We start from the raw sequence: 16,117 nt of genomic DNA, 5'->3' as shown, positions 1-16,117 counted from the left end.
ATTACATCATATCCTCTTCTTGGAATGACTTTGTTCTTCTAAACTGCCAGATGGCAACCGTAATAACAAAAATCGATAACAACAATGTAATAGCTGCTGCTTTAGAATACTGTGCAGACGTCATTGTGAGACTGTATATCCAAGAAATCAAGATATCAGTTCCACCAGCGTTTTGACCAGAAATGGCAGGTCCCCCACCATTAAATAGATAAATAACATTAAAGTTATTGAAATTAAAGGTGTATTGTGTAATTAAGATTGGTGCAGTAGCATATAAAACAAGTGGCAACGTTATATTTTTGAACTTCTGACTACTAGAAGCACCATCAACTGTTGCGGCTTCATATAATTCATTAGGAATCGACTGTAATACCCCGGTTGTCATCGCAAAAATAAATGGGAACCCAAGCCATGTCTGAATAAAGATTAATGCCAAGCGCGTATACAAGGGTTCTGTCATCCACGGTATATTATCAATACCGAAAACAGCCATAATATCGCGATTGATCGTACCGAACGATTCATTGAACATCCCGGCAAATACTAAAATCGAAACGAAAGCCGGAATCGCCCATGGCAAGATAAACACCGTACGAATAATAGCTTTCCCTTTTAAATCTTTTTGGTTTACGACAATCGCTAAGAAAATACCTAATGCCACTTGGAAAGTCGTGGCACCGAAAGTCCATACCAGTGTCCAAGCAAGAACCGAGAAGAACGTTTCTCTCCATATATCTATCTTGAAAATTTCAAAAAAATTCTGGACTCCAACCCAATCAACTAGATTAGCTGGCGGTGAATGATAAAGGTCATAGTTTGTAAATGCTAGTAAAATGACAAAAATAATTGGAAAAACAACCACAAATACTAATAATAGAAAGCCTGGCGACATAATTAAGTACGGGAATCCATTATCCACCAGATTACGATATTGCTCTCTTAGTGAACTTAACCTCTCACCTTTATCACGTTTTTCGCCATTTTTAAGTGCATCGTATAGATTATAGCTGTAAAACAAAACCCCAAATAATAAGATGATAATAGCTAAGATTCCTTTGACCATTAAGAAAATCGAGTGATCTCCGTAGGAAACGTCTTCTCCAAGAGTAACGATCCCCCATAGACCCATATTGATTAAATCCCAAAAGACATACAGAAAAGCAGCTGTCATAATGAAAAAGAAACTGCCCTTAAGGAATTGTTTATTATACAATTGACCTAATCCAGGTAATAAGGAAAGCGTCATTGCTGTTTTTTTATGTTTAGATTGATAGGACATTTCAGCCATAGAATAGTCCCCTTTCTACTAACATGATATAGTAAGCCTTCAATAGCTTTATGAGATAAGAAAATCGGCGGTGTTTTATTCAGCCTAAGGTGTAGTATAAGCCGAGTCATGAATGAAGGGTACCTTCCCTTCATTCATGACTTGGCTTATTGACTGGAGAGGCTGGGCGCAGAGCTGGACCTTGACTTTAACGCTCCTATCAAAAGATTCCCTTGCTCATACAGCTATTGAGTATAGGAAGTTAAAAGGATAGCAGTACCTCTCTAGTAGTGAAAGGTACCGCTTTTAAGCAACGATTAATTTGAATGATTTGCTTCAATATTAGATTGAATTTGCTGAACGGCCTCATCTAAAGCTTTTTGTGGTTCAGCTTTACCTGTTACAACTGTTTGTAAAGCCGTTGCCATTGGTTCCCAAACAGTACCCATTTCAGGAATGTTCGGCATTGGTACACCATATTGTGATTGCTCCGCTACAGCTTTTGCTCCTTCGTTATCTGCAATAGCAGGATCATCGATTAATGCTGTATTTGGCGGAACCTCATGTGTTTGCTCAAAACGAAGTTTAGAATTTTCATCTTCTGTTACAAACTCGATGAATTTTTGAGCCCATTCCTTATTTTTAGAATAACCGGATACATGCCACCCTTTCACACCCATAAATGTTTTCATGTGCTCTCCATTTTCAAATGGTGGGAGTGCCGAAACTCCAATCTCAATCCCTGCATCCTTATAGCCTTGGAATGACCATGGACCGTTCATAACAGATGCGACTTTTCCTTCATTGAATAACCCATCCATTGCCGAACCACCGTTTTCACCAATGATTCCCTTAGGGAAAAGACCCTCTTTATACCATTTTTGAATATATTCTGTACCTTTAACAGCACCATCATTGTTTAGACCAATGTCTTTCGGATCTAATGCTCCATCATTTTCAGCGAACACATATCCACCCATACCACCAATTACAGCATGTGCAAAGTAATAATTATCCCAAAGAGCTAAGAAACCATATTGATCTCCACTAGTATTTTCTTTAGAGAATTCATATAGTTCTTCCATTGTAGCAGGTGGTTCTTCCATCAATGCTTTGTTATATATAAAAACCGGCGTTTCAGTAGATTTAGGAAGTCCGTACAATTTCCCGTCATAGCTTTCCGCTAAAATAGAAGATTCAGAAAAACGATCTTTAACATCTTGTTCAACTTTTAATTCCGCAATATGACCAGCCAGTGCTAATTCACCGATCTGATCATGTGGAAGAGTTAATACATCTGGACCTGTCCCAGCTGGACCATCTAAACGTAATTGCTCTTTCATTTTAGAAGCCATCTCTACTTCCTTAACTTCTAATTCAATACCTGTTTCTTCAGTGAATTTTTTCCCAACCTCATCTAACCAAGCTGATTTCTTTTCATCTTCCCAGATCACTAACTTCTCTGGCTTTTTTGCGTCATCAGCAGTGTTGTCCTTTTCATCAGTATTGCCTGCCCCCTCTTCTCTATTAGGACCGCAAGCAGCTAACGCCCCTAGGACAAGCATGAGTACCATAAGTAATGATAATGCCTTCTTCATTCTCTGACCCCTCCTGAAAATAGTAAGTATAAACCCTATTATGATTGGACAAACGTTTGCACAATTCTACAAAAAAAGAAAGACGTATTACGTTAACGCTTTCATAATTAGTGAAAACGATTGCACAACCTACTCCTATTATACCGCCTATCTCTAGTTTGACAACAGTTTTTTTTGAAAATTATTACTACTATTGTTCGAGCAAAATCGCCTCCTTCTATTCAATCTATCGATTAAATATTCCTTTTTCAACTATTAAGTGAAATTTTACTATATTGACATTCATAAGCATTTAGAATAACCTTTAGGTGAAAATCAACAATAAGGAGGACACCGATGCAAATCGAAGCCATTTATCATCGTCCAAAAGATAATTATGCATACGCTTGCACTAAGGATGATCTACACATTCGAATTCGAACAAAGAAAAAGGATGTAACTAAAGTAACGCTATTGTTTGGGGATCCTTATCGATGGGAAGACGGTAAGTGGGTATACGACAGCATCCCTATGACTCTTACTGGTACTGATTCATTATTTGATTACTGGCTCGTAGAAATTACTCCTCCTTTTAGAAGGCTGCGATACGGTTTTGTCCTTTATGATGGTTCATCCGAAACCTTTTTTGGTGAAAAGGGTTTTTTCCAAAAGCCGTCAACTGATGTAGCGGATTATTTCTGTTTTCCATTTCTAAATACAGCAGATGTCTTCTTAGCCCCACAATGGGTTAAAAATACCGTCTGGTATCAAATTTTCCCTGAGAGGTTTGCTAATGGTAATAGCTCTAATGATCCTAATGGTGCTCTTCCTTGGGGAAGTAATGAGCCATCACCTGATAACTTCTTTGGAGGGGATCTTGAGGGTGTTTTAGAAAACATATCTTATCTAAAGGACTTGGGGATTAATGGTATCTACTTCACACCTATATTCAAAGCATTTTCAAACCACAAGTATGACACCATCGATTATTTAGAATTAGATCCTGCATTCGGGGATAAAGAAACTTTCAAAAGATTGATTAAAGCTTGTCACGATCAAGATATTAAAGTTATGTTAGATGCTGTTTTTAATCATAGTGGGTTTTACTTTCCACCTTTTCAAGATGTGCTACAGCATGGGGAAAAATCCAAATATAAAGACTGGTTCCATATTCATGATTTCCCTATAAAAACAGAACCTGTTCCAAACTATGATACTTTTGCTTTTACCCCGTTTATGCCTAAACTCAATACCGAGAACAACGAAGTAAAAGATTATCTTCTTAATGTGGCTCGTTATTGGATTGAAGAATTTGATATTGATGGGTGGCGATTAGATGTTGCCAATGAAATTGATCATCAATTCTGGAGAGAATTTCGACAAGAAGTAAAAGCGATTAAACCAGATTTATATATTCTAGGAGAAATTTGGCACGATTCCATGCCTTGGTTAAGAGGAGATCAATTTGATGCCGTGATGAACTATCCATTTACAACAAACTTGCTAAACCTTTTCGCTAAACAGTCAATCTCAAGTAAGCAATTTGTTGAAAATATGACAAATGTTCTGCATATGTATCCTAAAAATATTCATGATGTTGCCTTCAACCTTGTAGGAAGCCATGATACTCCAAGAGTTTTAAATGAATGTAATCAAGATGAAAACCGGGCAAAGCAAATTTTTACCTTCCTGTTGACATTCATTGGAACTCCTTGTATTTACTATGGAGATGAAATTGGAATGTCTGGAGGTCAAGATCCTGGCTGTCGGAAATGTATGGAATGGGATGGGGAGAAACAAAATAGAGATCTTTTTACACATATTCAAACTCTTATAAGATTACGTAAAAAGGAACCTCTTCTTGCGAATGAAGGTACACTTTCCTTTCTCCCACCTGAGTTACATAGGGATAGTATCGCTTTTACAAAATCAGATGGGAAACAAACGGTCCTCGTCCTTATGAATTGTAGTGAACAAGATATCAACTATACCCTTCCATTTGATTTAAAAGGGAAAACCATCAAAAATCTCTATACTTCTAAAGAATTTGCAGCTGATGTTGAAGAAATCGATGTGAAACTTAAGCCATTCGACTTTACCATTTTAAAGTTTTAAAAATAACACTCTAAAAGGTTTAGGGTTGTCCGCAAAACCAAGGTGTCAGAAACCACTAGTTTTCACTATATAGAAGAAATCGTCAGAACAGCTTCTATATAGGAACAATTAATGTGGTTTTGGACCCCTTATAGGACAGCCCAAGCCTTTCAATGTTTTAGTAAAGGGGAACCTAATGAAAAAAAATGCAAAAAATATCACCCTCTTTGCCTTAACTTGGCCAATCTTCATTGAAATTCTCCTGCATATGCTGATGGGCAATGCAGATACCTTAATGCTTAGTCAGTATTCAGACGAATCCGTTGCTGCGGTTGGAGTTTCTAATCAAATCCTTTCTCTAATTATTGTTATGTTTGGATTTGTTGCTACAGGAACAGCAATATTAGTTGCCCAAAACCTTGGAGCGGAACGCAAGCAAGCAGCCGGAGAAATTTCATTAATCTCACTTCTTGCGAACTTGCTGTTTGGAATTTTACTAAGTTTAAGTATTTGGATTTTCAACGAAGATCTTTTATTATTGATGGATTTGCCGAAAAACCTGCTTACTGAAGCTTCTTCCTACCTTAATATCGTCGGTGGCTTTGCATTTATTCAGGCTCTAATTATGACGGCAGGTGCAATCATTCGCAGTTATGGTTACACGAAAGATGCTATGTATATCACGATTGGGATGAATATTCTTAATGTTATCGGAAATTACTTATTCATTTTTGGTCCTTTTGGAGTTCCAGTTCTTGGCGTCGAGGGGGTAGCCTACTCGACAACTATAAGTAGGCTGCTAGGATTTGTCGTTTTAGTAATCGTCTTATTCAAAAGAGTTCCAGATGCTTTGCCTTTTAAGGGCCTGTTCAAGATTCCAATGAAGCATTTGAAAGACCTATTGAAAATCGGGATCCCTTCTGCAGGTGAACACCTCTCCTATAATGGGTCTCAAATGGTAATTACGTATTTCATTGCTATTCTTGGGACAGAAGCGTTAACGACCAAGGTTTATGCTCAAAATTTAATGATGTTTATCTTCTTATTTAGTGTTGCCATTAGTCAAGGTACTCAAATTCTAATCGGACATATGGTGGGAGCACAGAAAATCGAAGAAGCTTATCAGAGATGCATCAAAAGTTTAAAGATTGCTATCTTTATTTCCGTATTAATGGCTATACTATTTTCCTTTTTGTCTACACCATTGATGAAAATATTCACTTCTAATCAAGAAATAATTAATTTAGGCTGCATATTAATCTATTTGACGATTATTTTAGAGCCTGGCAGAAGCTTTAATCTTGTTGTAATCAACGCGCTTAGAGCTACTGGTGATGTTAAATTCCCGGTCTATATGGGAATTCTCTCCATGTGGGGAGTGAGCGTCACCCTCTCATATCTCTTAGGTATTCATTTTGGTTTAGGTTTAATCGGAATCTGGATTTCCTTTATAGCAGATGAGTGGCTAAGAGGCATTATTATGCTGCACCGTTGGAAATCAAGGGTATGGATTCGAAAAACATTTATAAAAAATGAAGACCCCATTCACCTTAATTAGAGGTTACAGGGGTCTTTTAATTAGGCTCTTTTCTAAAAGTTTGTTGCTTTTAACAATATTGAAAACGATGAGTGGATTGGAGCAGAAGGTGTGAGATTCCTGCGTGAGTAGCGGGTAAGGTGAGCCCCGCGGAAAGCGAGCATCCTTTCGCTGCAATCAACTTTTTTGAAAAATAGCAACAAGCCTTTTATTATTAGAAACTCTTCATTCTAACTTTCTACAATATTAATATTATAGTCTTTAAACCAAACATGAATTTGAGCTAAATGAGCTAATAATTGTGGTCCCGTCATTAGCTGACCGTACCATGGCACTTGAAAGGCTTTTCCGTCTGATTGAACAATATCCTGTAATTGTTTTTGATCAAATAGTTCAAGTAGTACGGATGACGGATCCTCCATTATTTCATTAAGCCAATTTTTCACTAGAGACGTATATAACGGATGATGCGTTTTCGGATAAGGGCTTTTTTTACGATAAAGAACCTCATGTGGCAGTATTCCTTCCAATGCTTTCCTTAAGATCCCTTTTTCGCGATTTTTATACATCTTCATTTCCCATGGAATATTCCATACGTATTCGACCAAGCGATGATCCGCGAATGGGACCCGCACCTCAAGACTTGCTCCCATACTCATTCTGTCCTTACGATCGAGTAATGTCGTCATAAACCAAATGAGATTTAAATAAAATAACTGCCGCCTTTTCGCCTCTATCTCATTTTCTCCTTCCATTCTTGGAGTTTCTTTAACGGTTTCTTCATATTTAGATAATACATATTCATTGAGGTTTAACTTCTGTTTCCATGATTGCTTTAACAGTCCCTGACGTTCTGCTGTAGATCTCATCCATGGGAATCCATGGCGATGAAAGTCTTCTTCTCTGTGAAACCACGGATAGCCTCCAAAAATTTCGTCAGCACATTCTCCAGATAATCCTACAGTGAAATCTTGTTTAATTTCTTTACAAAACCATAGCAACGATGAATCTACATCTGCCATCCCAGGTAAATCCCTTACATGTACGGCTTCCACCAAATAATCTTTAAGTGATTCCTGTGAAATGTAACAGGAATGATGAGTGGTCCCGAAATGTTTTGACACCTTTTCGATCCATGGACCATCTGCATCAGGTTGAAAAGCATTCGACTTAAAGAACTCGTCATTCCCTTCATAATCTACAGAATAGGTGTGGAGTCTCCCTTTCCCCTCCCTTTTATACGTATTAGCTGCAATCCCTGTAATGGCGCTTGAATCGACTCCTCCAGAAAGAAAAGTACATAGGGGAACATCTGAGACAAGCTGACGTGTGATACTGTCAGACAATAAAAAGCGAACATTCTCCACTGTTTCTTCAAAGGTATCTTCATGTCGTTTACTTTCAACATTCCAGTATCTCCAGATTTTTAAACCATTGCGTGAAAAAGTAAGGGCGTGCCCAGGTCTTAGTTCAGCAATTCCTTTAAATACACCATTACCCGGAGATCGGGAAGGTCCCAGTCCTAATATCTCCGAAAGTCCCTCACGATCCACTTCGGCTTTAACATCTGGATGGGCAAGAAGGGATTTTATTTCAGAGCCAAATAACAGACCTCCTTTTTTCTCACTATAAAAGAGTGGCTTAACCCCTAATCGATCTCTGCCAATAAACACATGCTCCTTCTCACTATCCCAAACAGCAAAAGCAAATATTCCGTTTAAATGGTCAACGCACTCTTCTCTCCATTCAATATAAGAAGCTAGTAATACCTCTGTGTCAGAATGTCCACTAAATGAATATCCTTTAGTAAGAAGAATTTTTCTAATGTCCTCTGTATTGTAAAGCTCGCCATTATAGCAAATCGTAAATGTGTGATCCTGGGCCGTTTTACTCATAGGTTGTTTCCCACCTTCAGGATCCACTACAACTAACCGTTTATGTCCAAATGCTACATATGGATGCAGCCAAAAATTGGTATCATCTGGGCCTCTTTTCTTTAAGGTATTCGTCATTTTTTCCAAAGTGTTTTTTTCAGTTCTTAATTCATTCCAATAATCAATCCATCCAGTAATTCCGCACATTACCTATCATCCCTTCTCCCTTTCGAAAATGGGCTCAATTACATATGGTTATCATATGCATTTTTGAAAAATTGGTTAATTGTCATAATTCCATTTTTCTTGTAAAGAAATATGCTAAACTAGAGAGTTTTTGTAGATAATGAAGATAACAAAGCCACTTTATGTCATGAGGAGGGAAAATATGAATAATCTTTATCGAACTAAACTACTACAAAAGCAAAATCGTTCCTACATTACCGGAAAGCTTGAAATGGTAGATGACTTATGGCTTTTTATCGATGATGAATTTGATGAAGAGACAGATCTTGAATTTTATTCAGGGCAAGAGGTGGAAGTAAATCGAAATGGTGAGTGGCACAGGGGAATACTTCAAGCGAATGGAAAAGTGTTTACGAAATATTTAACAATTTCCTTAGAAGAACAGGAAAGCATCCGAATTAAGAAAAACCTAATCTTTGCACTTGAAATGCTGATGGATGAGTTAAACGACGATGCCTTTGTACAATTTATCTCCTCTTTAAATTCTATTGACTTTTCAATATATGATTGTATCTTCTGTCACAACCATCTATCTTTCCTTGAAAATAGGAAAATCAGACAAGGGGTAAATTTTATGACATTTGATAATGGCGAAAGTGTGTGTGCTGTTCAACATCACTTTACTTACTATAAAAAACAACGTGACCGATTCGAATTCACTTTAAGTAATGGAAAACGAATTATGATTGAAAAGTTTGAATAACCATAGAGGAGTGATCCCCTTTATCCATAGGGGGAAAGTTGATTGGTCGCTGATTAAATAAAGATGGTCAATTATTTTTATTTTTTTCGTGAGAATTCGTGTAATTTGATTTAATTCCACTTTAATGGCGCCTTTCGGTTACCAGTTTATCAGCTCCTGCTCTCATTTTCCGAAATTCTAAATTGAAAATCCAATAAGAAAAGCGGAAGCGCCTCTATAAGAGGATGAAAGGCTAACTTCTCCACGTCCTGTGTCAACGCCTTTCTGACCCACATCCTTTGGGCATCTGACAAGCATAAAACGAGTCACCTGGAAAGGGTGATTTTTCCATTTATGGGTGACTTGACTTATGACTCGAAGGCCTAGGCGCTTACGCTTGCCAATAACAAACCTTTTTATCCATAAACACTCCAAATTTTTATATATTCTTATCCAATAAAAAGCTGACCCCAACCAACAAATGATGGTTAGAGTCAGCTTTCTTGATAGGTTATGCAAAAGGATGAAATCCTAATGGTAGTCTTAAACCAAGGTAAAGCAAAACAAGTAGGGCAATAATAAATTGTACCCAAAATGCCCCTGTTTTTTCCCCTTTTGAAGTTCTTACTAAAATCATTTCAAACATGGCGATAATCCAAATTCCTGCCAACGCTTTAATACCGTAGAGTGCTGGATTAATTCCTTGGTGTTTCCAGAACAATAAAGCACCCGTTAAAATAATGAGCAAGTAAAATAAGCGAAGGGTCATGTGAACGATTTTTCTAGCCTTTTCTTTTCCACTATTATGTAATCCTAATGCAACAAAAAAGAGTATAAGAGCAATCGCCCATGTCGTAATATGAGCATGTGTTGTATCAAACACTGTGATTTCCTCCTTTTATATCCAATTTGATCTTTCCAACCTTCATAATACCATAATTAATTCCTAGTATTAAAATCTAATCTATCATGTTCTTAGATTTGTCACATTAGGGTGTAATATTATTTTTTAATACTCCGATACCTTCGATGGATATTTCCATCATATCCCCGCTTTTTAAGAACTTAGGCGGGTTAAAACCTTTTCCCACTCCAGCAGGTGTTCCTGTAGCAATGATATCACCGGGCTGTAATGTCATTCCTTTCGATAATTCTGAGATGATTCGCTCGATCGGGAATATAAAATGTTTTGTATTTGAATGTTGCCGTATTTCTCCATTAATTTTCGTCATGATGGTAAGGTTATTGGGCTGTGGAATCTCATCTGAGGTGACAATCCAGGGTCCCATTGGGCAGGTCGTATCTAAGCTTTTTCCTATAAAGAATTGTTTGTGCTTTTTTTGTAAATCTCTTGCCGTAATATCGTTGATAATCGTATAGCCGAAAATGAAATCCAATGCGTCCTTCTCATCAATCCCTTTCCCAGCCTTTCCAATGATCAGCGCTAGTTCCCCTTCATAGTCTAATTCTTCTGTTACTCCATGATGACTTAAAACATCTTCCATATGCCCGATGACACTGGTCGGAGCTTTTGTAAATACCATCACATCCTGGGGAATATCTGCTTCACTTCCCATTTCAATTGCATGATCACGATAATTTTTCCCTACACACATGATGTTTTTGGTTGGTACTGAAATAGGTGCTTTCCACTTTACTTCTTTAATAGGGAAACAATAAGGAGGCTCTTTAGGGTATGAACTTTTATGCCCCATACTTTCTACTATTCTCTGAATAAAAGAAGCGCCTTCCTGGATGCCTCTAAGTAAAGTATCGGGGAGGTTTTCTCCCATTTCTCTAACATTCCAAACTACTTCCTCTGATTCTTCTACTACACCATAATATTCTTTGTCATTCATTTGAAAGGCTGCAAGTTTCATATCATTTCTCCCTTTCTTTATTTTTTACTTTGCCTCTTCTTTAACTTTCCCCTTGTATGATAGTATCCTCCACAACTTCTCTGCTGGGCCATAACGAAATTTTGAAAGCCAAATCTCGGAAAGAATGACTTGGATGCAAAAGATCCCTATCGCTAACCATGTACCTGTAAGGAGTGTTACACCCCCGTATAAACCTAAACCATATGAGTAAAAGATTAGAGTACCTACTATAGATTGTGTTAAGTAATTTGTCAGGGACATTTTTCCAGCTGTCGCTAACGGTTTAAGAATTTTATTAAGTTTGCGATTTAACATTAATAATGCAATAAATGCGGCATATGATACTGATAAGAACGGACCACCTAATGCATCTTGAACATAAGAATAGGCTAAATTTTGCTGGAATAAATACGGTAGGGATTTAATAACAATTCCAGTTATTAACGTAAGAGTTAAGAGTAGCATCCATTTCCCTCTGTTTTCCCTTACTTTTTCAAGGGCATGTATTTTACTAGCGCCAGCACCAATTAACATCATTGGTAAAATCGATAGGAGTAGGAAAAAGATATTTGCAGGACCATTTACAGCAAACCAATCATCAAAACGCTGTTTGAATATTTCACTAAATCCTCCATCTCTATAGGCATTTATGGAACTTTCGATTCCTTGTATATCAGCATAGTAAACGACTCCTGATTGATCTACAAATGATACTAAAATTAACAAGATGCTTAAGAATGCTTGAGGAATGGCAAATAAAAGGACTCCAATCCAAATGAGAACTTTACCTGATAATCTCATAAATAGTAACAGCAGAAAACCGAATAAAGCATAATTAATGAGGATATCCCCAGACCAAACCAAGAAAGCATGGATACACCCAATAAAGAGTAAAATCATTAACCTTCTAATAGCAAATGGATAAAAAGATGTTCCTTTTAATTGGGCTCGTTCTTGTTGAATTCCTAGACCATACCCAAACATCATAGCAAATAATGGATAGAAGCTTGCTTGAACCAAAATATCAATCCAAGGGTAGACCATCTGATCGGCAGGATTTTTCCACCATGTGTAAGGGTCAATATACAAAAACGGCGAATGAAAGGAAATCATGTTAATAATAAAGATACCTAGGAGTGAAAATCCTCTTATTGCATCTAGCGAGTGAATTCTTTCCTGTTTTTGTATCGCTGTAAAACTTTGCATAGTTGATTAAATACCTCCACCCTAAATTCTTTTTATTCTATTGTATCTTCTTTTTCCAAATTAGGCGATTATCACAATTCATTATATAAAGCATATGATGTGGTATCTCATTTTGTAGTAAAGGTGTGAACGGTAATGCCTGCTTTTGTTGGAGCCGTTCAAGTTATTAGTGTAGGTTCGAGTGGTGTCGTTCATATTGGTGATGTCTTTCAAATTAATCCTGTTTCAACAGCTAAAACCTTCGCTGGTGCAGGCTCATTTGTAACAGGGGACGGAATATCTGTTTACAATGAAAATTCTGTGACGTATACGATTGATGACGATGTCAGTGATCAACCTATCTACTTAAACTTGTGAGCGTGATGCTATGAAACTATTTGTGCAACAATCCATTCACATTCATATGATAAAGATCGAAGGAATGTCCAATTCCTCCGTTCTTCAAATTGGAACCTCAGGTAAGATTCAGTCTGCTGCTTATTTATATAATACTGGAGGATTTGAGGCGCCTGCTCCGGAAGCAAAGAAGAATGGCGAAGATGTTCAGGCTCCTGATGTGCAACCCCTTGTCCCATTACAATCCCCTACACCTGGTTAAGGACAGTATCCCTTTTGGGACACTTTAAGTGAGGTGGAAGAATGAACAACTATTATTCGTCTTATCAGCAGATGTACCAATATATCACTTCATTAAATCAACGAATAACAAAACTAGAAGAAACGATTGTGAGCCTTCAAAAAGAATTGAAGAGTCTTAAAGATAGACCATCTATCAATGTAGAAAATATTGAATATAAGTTTGACCAGCTTAAGGTCGAAACATTAGAGGGAACATTGAATATCGGATTAAATCCAAATGATTTAGGAGATATTGAAGATTTTGCTGTTAACACAGGAAGTATGAAAGCACCTGTTGAAATAGATAAAGAAACTCGGAATGGCTTAGTTCAACATGTAGAAAACTATATTGATCAGGAATTGATGACGATTATACAGGATAATGAGAATCATTTAAATAGTAGTCTAGATCCCTCTTACTATGAATTGATTAAAAAAGATATCACAAATCAAATTCCTAGCCGAATCGACTTTTATCTTCAAACCATTCCAAAGGTGGAAAATAGGCAAGACGGAAGTTCGTGGGAAGAAAATATCTTTGAAAAAGTAAAGAGCGATATCCATAAAGCGATTTTCACCTTTATGTCTCAAATGCCAGAAAATATGAAAGGAACGAATTCCAATGAACCTTCAAGTGATCAACCGTGATTTATGTGTTGGAAATATGAAAATCGGCGGAGTGGCAAGTGCCTCTTTAGTCCTTGTAGGAGACGCCAATATTATTCAAAATGCTTCAACATTCGATACCCCTGCTGAGTCTCTCATCATCGGACCACTTGTCCCATTAACTCCAAAGGGGTAATGAGATGCTTCATCGTTATTCAGTCGTTAATAGGATTATTTTGGATACACTAAGTTTTTCATCTGTTTTAGAGATTGGAGACTCTAATAATATCCGGTCAAGTTCGAAGGTGTATGCAGTTCAGAGAGAACAAGAATTGTTTTACGGAAGTGAAGGAAATTTTAATGATCCAATTTTCACAGAGCCGATCCCACTTCCTCCATTAGTCTTTGATGTAGCCATACAGAAGATCAATGAACGCCCCAATATTGTTGTTAATTGTATAGACATAACAGGGGTATCCTCGGCCTCAGTTGTCCAAATTGGTCAAACCTGTGATGCCTATTCCGAAGCAAGGGTTAAAAATATCCGACATCTGCAGAATGGTGAAAATTCTTGAACAAGAAAGAGTGTCTAAACATAGTGTATTGTATATGAGACATTAACCTAATGATAAAGGATGTTAACCATGCCAGCGATTGTAGGTCCTGTACAGATATTAAATGTTGGAGGCGGAACAGTACAATTTGGTGATACTGCCTTTATCTCTCCTAAATCGAGTCAAAAAACAACAGGAGGATCAGGTGGTTTTAACACGGGTCCGTTCCAGGTTACGTATAATGTTTTTAGTGCCAACACAACTTTTGATTGTAATGTTGTTGATCAACCTATAGTTGGAAATAATTAAAAGGGTTGGCCTAAGGGTCAGCCCTTACGCATTTCCTATATTTTATAATGCAAGCTTTGAACTACCCCACTTATAAAACTTACGGTCTGATTGAAGTGGGAGATTCCTAGGAACACTAGCGTAAACGCCGGTTATTTTTTTCGGCTATCCCTGTAGTTCCTACAGTTAGAAGTCTTATCGCTTCGTTCTTTAGATTTATACTTACGTTAATAACCCGATTTATATATGTAAAATCCTTAAATAAATGAATAAAGGATAATAATCAACAGGACTTTATTATCCTTTACATATAAATTTAGATACACTCTTCAACTAAAGCCACCCTTTACCACAATAATCATTTACATCTAAAACTTTAATATTGAGTATACCTTTAAGTCTTTATGCTCCCCTTTAACATACATTACTTTTCTACTTATACCTTCAAAGGACATACCTAACTTTTCCATAACACGCTCTGAACCCTTGTTTTCTAAAAAGCACCTCGCCTGAATACGAATTAAGTCCATACTTTCGAAACCAAAAGTGATGATTGCCCTTGCTGCCTCGGTAATTAACCCTTTTCCCCAATATTCTTTAGATAGAACATATCCAATTTCAGCACTGTTATGTTCTGGTTGCCACCAAACAAAGTGAACGGTTCCAATAAACCTACCATTTTCTTTAAATTCAATCCCCCATGGAGCATCATATTGAGGTAAAAATGCATTGATAAATTTAATTGTATCTGATAATGAAGAGTGAGTAATCCAAGTTACATATCTTGTTACTTCTTCATTCGAAGCATATATAAACATATCCTCTGCATCATCTAATGTGATTTTTCTAAGGATGAGACGTTCCGTTTCTATTTTAGGTACATCACTAAATTTTTTTATACTATTCATGAATTCACCACTTTATAAAATAATATCTACTGATAATCATTCTATCATTTATTAAATTTTTGTATTCAATTATACTGCCTCGTTAGTTGAATAAGATATTTTCTTTAATTATATTGTATAGCTCCCTTTCTCAACTTTCTTATTTCACCGTTTTGGACTTCAACACTTTTTTAAGCCACTCATTCCCTTTTTGTAGTTCCTCGATCTTTTGCTCTAACCTTGAATAATCAACTGTAATTGAACCACTCTAACGTTCAGATATTTCTTTATTCGTGGAGCGGAGGGTTTATCTCGATAGTTTTGATTTCTTCGGCTAACTCTTTGTGTTTATAGACCGTCACATTCGATAAACCTGCCTTTTTTGCCACCGCATTGATATGAACCTCTTTCTTTGCCTTTTTAAGCGATTCAAAGGCTTCACTTTCTTTTGGGCTTGTCTGTGCTTTTCTAAGCCTTTTTGATAGGGGTTATGATTCATTATACATTCATCCTCACATCACTAAAATCTCTTTTACACATTCAGCCATACGGTTATGACAAGCGATTTCTTTTTCCCAACCACGTTCTTCTGAATCTTTAATAAGTTCCAATTTAGTTTCATATTTCTTTGTTAGAGTAGGGACGTGTTCTTTCGTTGTAACATTCTTTCCGCAGAAGTAACAAGCATCGGCAAAATCACACATTTGTTCTTTCTTATGGTAGAAACATAATCAAATAGGTCTTATAGAAGTTTACTTTTATCCAATCAACTTCATTTTCTTTAAGTTCGTTTCGTTTCGG

General features: G+C 36.9%; 17 protein-coding genes. 9 read left to right on the top strand and 8 right to left on the bottom strand.

Features of this window, described 5'->3' with window-relative positions:
- Position 1: 1 nt before the first annotated feature.
- Together JOC86_RS14860 and JOC86_RS14855 are read right to left on the bottom strand one after the other, a co-directional pair.
- Positions 2 to 1,288, bottom strand: coding sequence for a carbohydrate ABC transporter permease (locus tag JOC86_RS14860; protein ID WP_205173705.1), 1,287 nt, complete (start codon positions 1,286 to 1,288; stop codon positions 2 to 4).
- Positions 1,289 to 1,584: 296 nt separating this feature from the next.
- Complete coding sequence (locus tag JOC86_RS14855) at positions 1,585 to 2,865, bottom strand: extracellular solute-binding protein (protein ID WP_205173704.1); 1,281 nt, start codon at positions 2,863 to 2,865, stop codon at positions 1,585 to 1,587.
- 336 nt (positions 2,866 to 3,201) lie between these two features.
- Between JOC86_RS14855 and JOC86_RS14850 the strand changes: the two genes are divergently transcribed.
- Both JOC86_RS14850 and JOC86_RS14845 read left to right on the top strand, forming a co-directional pair.
- Positions 3,202 to 4,959, top strand: a complete 1,758-nt coding sequence (locus JOC86_RS14850) for an alpha-glycosidase (RefSeq protein ID WP_205173703.1) — start codon at positions 3,202 to 3,204, stop codon at positions 4,957 to 4,959.
- 175 nt (positions 4,960 to 5,134) lie between these two features.
- A complete protein-coding gene (locus JOC86_RS14845; RefSeq protein WP_205173702.1) occupies positions 5,135 to 6,496 on the top strand; it encodes an MATE family efflux transporter in 1,362 nt (453 codons plus the stop codon).
- Positions 6,497 to 6,705: 209 nt separating this feature from the next.
- Here JOC86_RS14845 and asnB read toward each other — a convergent pair whose 3' ends face one another.
- Positions 6,706 to 8,556 (bottom strand): asparagine synthase (glutamine-hydrolyzing), encoded by a 1,851-nt coding sequence (gene asnB / locus JOC86_RS14840; RefSeq protein ID WP_205173701.1) that lies wholly within the window; start codon positions 8,554 to 8,556, stop codon positions 6,706 to 6,708.
- A gap of 181 nt (positions 8,557 to 8,737) precedes the next feature.
- On the opposite strand from asnB, the gene JOC86_RS14835 reads away from it, so the two are divergent.
- Positions 8,738 to 9,298, top strand: coding sequence for a DUF2777 family protein (locus tag JOC86_RS14835; protein WP_205173700.1), 561 nt, complete (start codon positions 8,738 to 8,740; stop codon positions 9,296 to 9,298).
- Positions 9,299 to 9,788: 490 nt separating this feature from the next.
- On the opposite strand, the gene JOC86_RS14830 is transcribed toward JOC86_RS14835, so the two are convergent.
- The 3 genes from JOC86_RS14830 to JOC86_RS14820 all read right to left on the bottom strand — a co-directional run bounded on the left by JOC86_RS14830 (position 9,789) and on the right by JOC86_RS14820 (position 12,363).
- The gene (locus JOC86_RS14830; RefSeq protein WP_205173699.1) at positions 9,789 to 10,160 is read right to left on the bottom strand and encodes a DUF1516 family protein; all 372 of its coding nucleotides are present in this window, start codon (positions 10,158 to 10,160) and stop codon (positions 9,789 to 9,791) included.
- Between the two features lie 106 nt (positions 10,161 to 10,266).
- On the bottom strand, positions 10,267 to 11,157 hold the full coding sequence (locus JOC86_RS14825; protein ID WP_205173698.1) for a fumarylacetoacetate hydrolase family protein: 891 nt from the start codon (positions 11,155 to 11,157) through the stop codon (positions 10,267 to 10,269).
- Between the two features lie 24 nt (positions 11,158 to 11,181).
- A complete protein-coding gene (locus JOC86_RS14820) occupies positions 11,182 to 12,363 on the bottom strand; it encodes a DUF418 domain-containing protein (protein ID WP_205173697.1) in 1,182 nt (393 codons plus the stop codon).
- Positions 12,364 to 12,498: 135 nt separating this feature from the next.
- Here JOC86_RS14820 and JOC86_RS14815 point away from each other — a divergent pair, with 135 nt between their 5' ends.
- The 6 genes from JOC86_RS14815 to JOC86_RS14790 all read left to right on the top strand — a co-directional run bounded on the left by JOC86_RS14815 (position 12,499) and on the right by JOC86_RS14790 (position 14,450).
- Positions 12,499 to 12,720, top strand: coding sequence for a spore germination protein (locus tag JOC86_RS14815; RefSeq protein WP_205173696.1), 222 nt, complete (start codon positions 12,499 to 12,501; stop codon positions 12,718 to 12,720).
- A gap of 10 nt (positions 12,721 to 12,730) precedes the next feature.
- The gene (locus JOC86_RS14810) at positions 12,731 to 12,961 is read left to right on the top strand and encodes a spore germination protein GerPB (RefSeq protein ID WP_205173695.1); all 231 of its coding nucleotides are present in this window, start codon (positions 12,731 to 12,733) and stop codon (positions 12,959 to 12,961) included.
- A 41-nt stretch (positions 12,962 to 13,002) separates the two neighbouring features.
- The gene (gene gerPC / locus JOC86_RS14805) at positions 13,003 to 13,629 is read left to right on the top strand and encodes a spore germination protein GerPC (protein WP_205173694.1); all 627 of its coding nucleotides are present in this window, start codon (positions 13,003 to 13,005) and stop codon (positions 13,627 to 13,629) included.
- Entirely contained in the window at positions 13,604 to 13,783 is a 180-nt protein-coding gene (locus JOC86_RS14800; RefSeq protein ID WP_205173693.1) for a spore gernimation protein GerPD, read from the top strand. The genes gerPC and JOC86_RS14800 overlap by 26 nt, the downstream gene beginning before the upstream one ends.
- A 4-nt stretch (positions 13,784 to 13,787) precedes the next feature.
- Positions 13,788 to 14,162: a spore germination protein GerPE gene (locus JOC86_RS14795; protein ID WP_205173692.1), complete on the top strand. Its 375-nt coding sequence runs from the start codon at positions 13,788 to 13,790 to the stop codon at positions 14,160 to 14,162.
- Positions 14,163 to 14,231: 69 nt separating this feature from the next.
- Positions 14,232 to 14,450 (top strand): spore germination protein, encoded by a 219-nt coding sequence (locus JOC86_RS14790; protein WP_205173691.1) that lies wholly within the window; start codon positions 14,232 to 14,234, stop codon positions 14,448 to 14,450.
- A 347-nt stretch (positions 14,451 to 14,797) separates the two neighbouring features.
- Here JOC86_RS14790 and JOC86_RS14785 read toward each other — a convergent pair whose 3' ends face one another.
- Both JOC86_RS14785 and JOC86_RS14780 read right to left on the bottom strand, forming a co-directional pair.
- Positions 14,798 to 15,337, bottom strand: a complete 540-nt coding sequence (locus JOC86_RS14785; protein WP_205173690.1) for a GNAT family N-acetyltransferase — start codon at positions 15,335 to 15,337, stop codon at positions 14,798 to 14,800.
- Positions 15,338 to 15,828: 491 nt separating this feature from the next.
- Positions 15,829 to 16,020, bottom strand: a complete 192-nt coding sequence (locus tag JOC86_RS14780) for a hypothetical protein (protein WP_205173689.1) — start codon at positions 16,018 to 16,020, stop codon at positions 15,829 to 15,831.
- Between the last annotated feature and the right edge of the window lie 97 nt (positions 16,021 to 16,117).

Source organism: Rossellomorea pakistanensis, from assembly GCF_016908495.1.
GTDB lineage: Bacteria > Bacillota > Bacilli > Bacillales > Bacillaceae_B > Rossellomorea > Rossellomorea pakistanensis.
The sequence above is the reverse complement of the archived record's forward strand: the minus strand, read 5'-3'. Positions and strand labels throughout refer to the sequence as shown.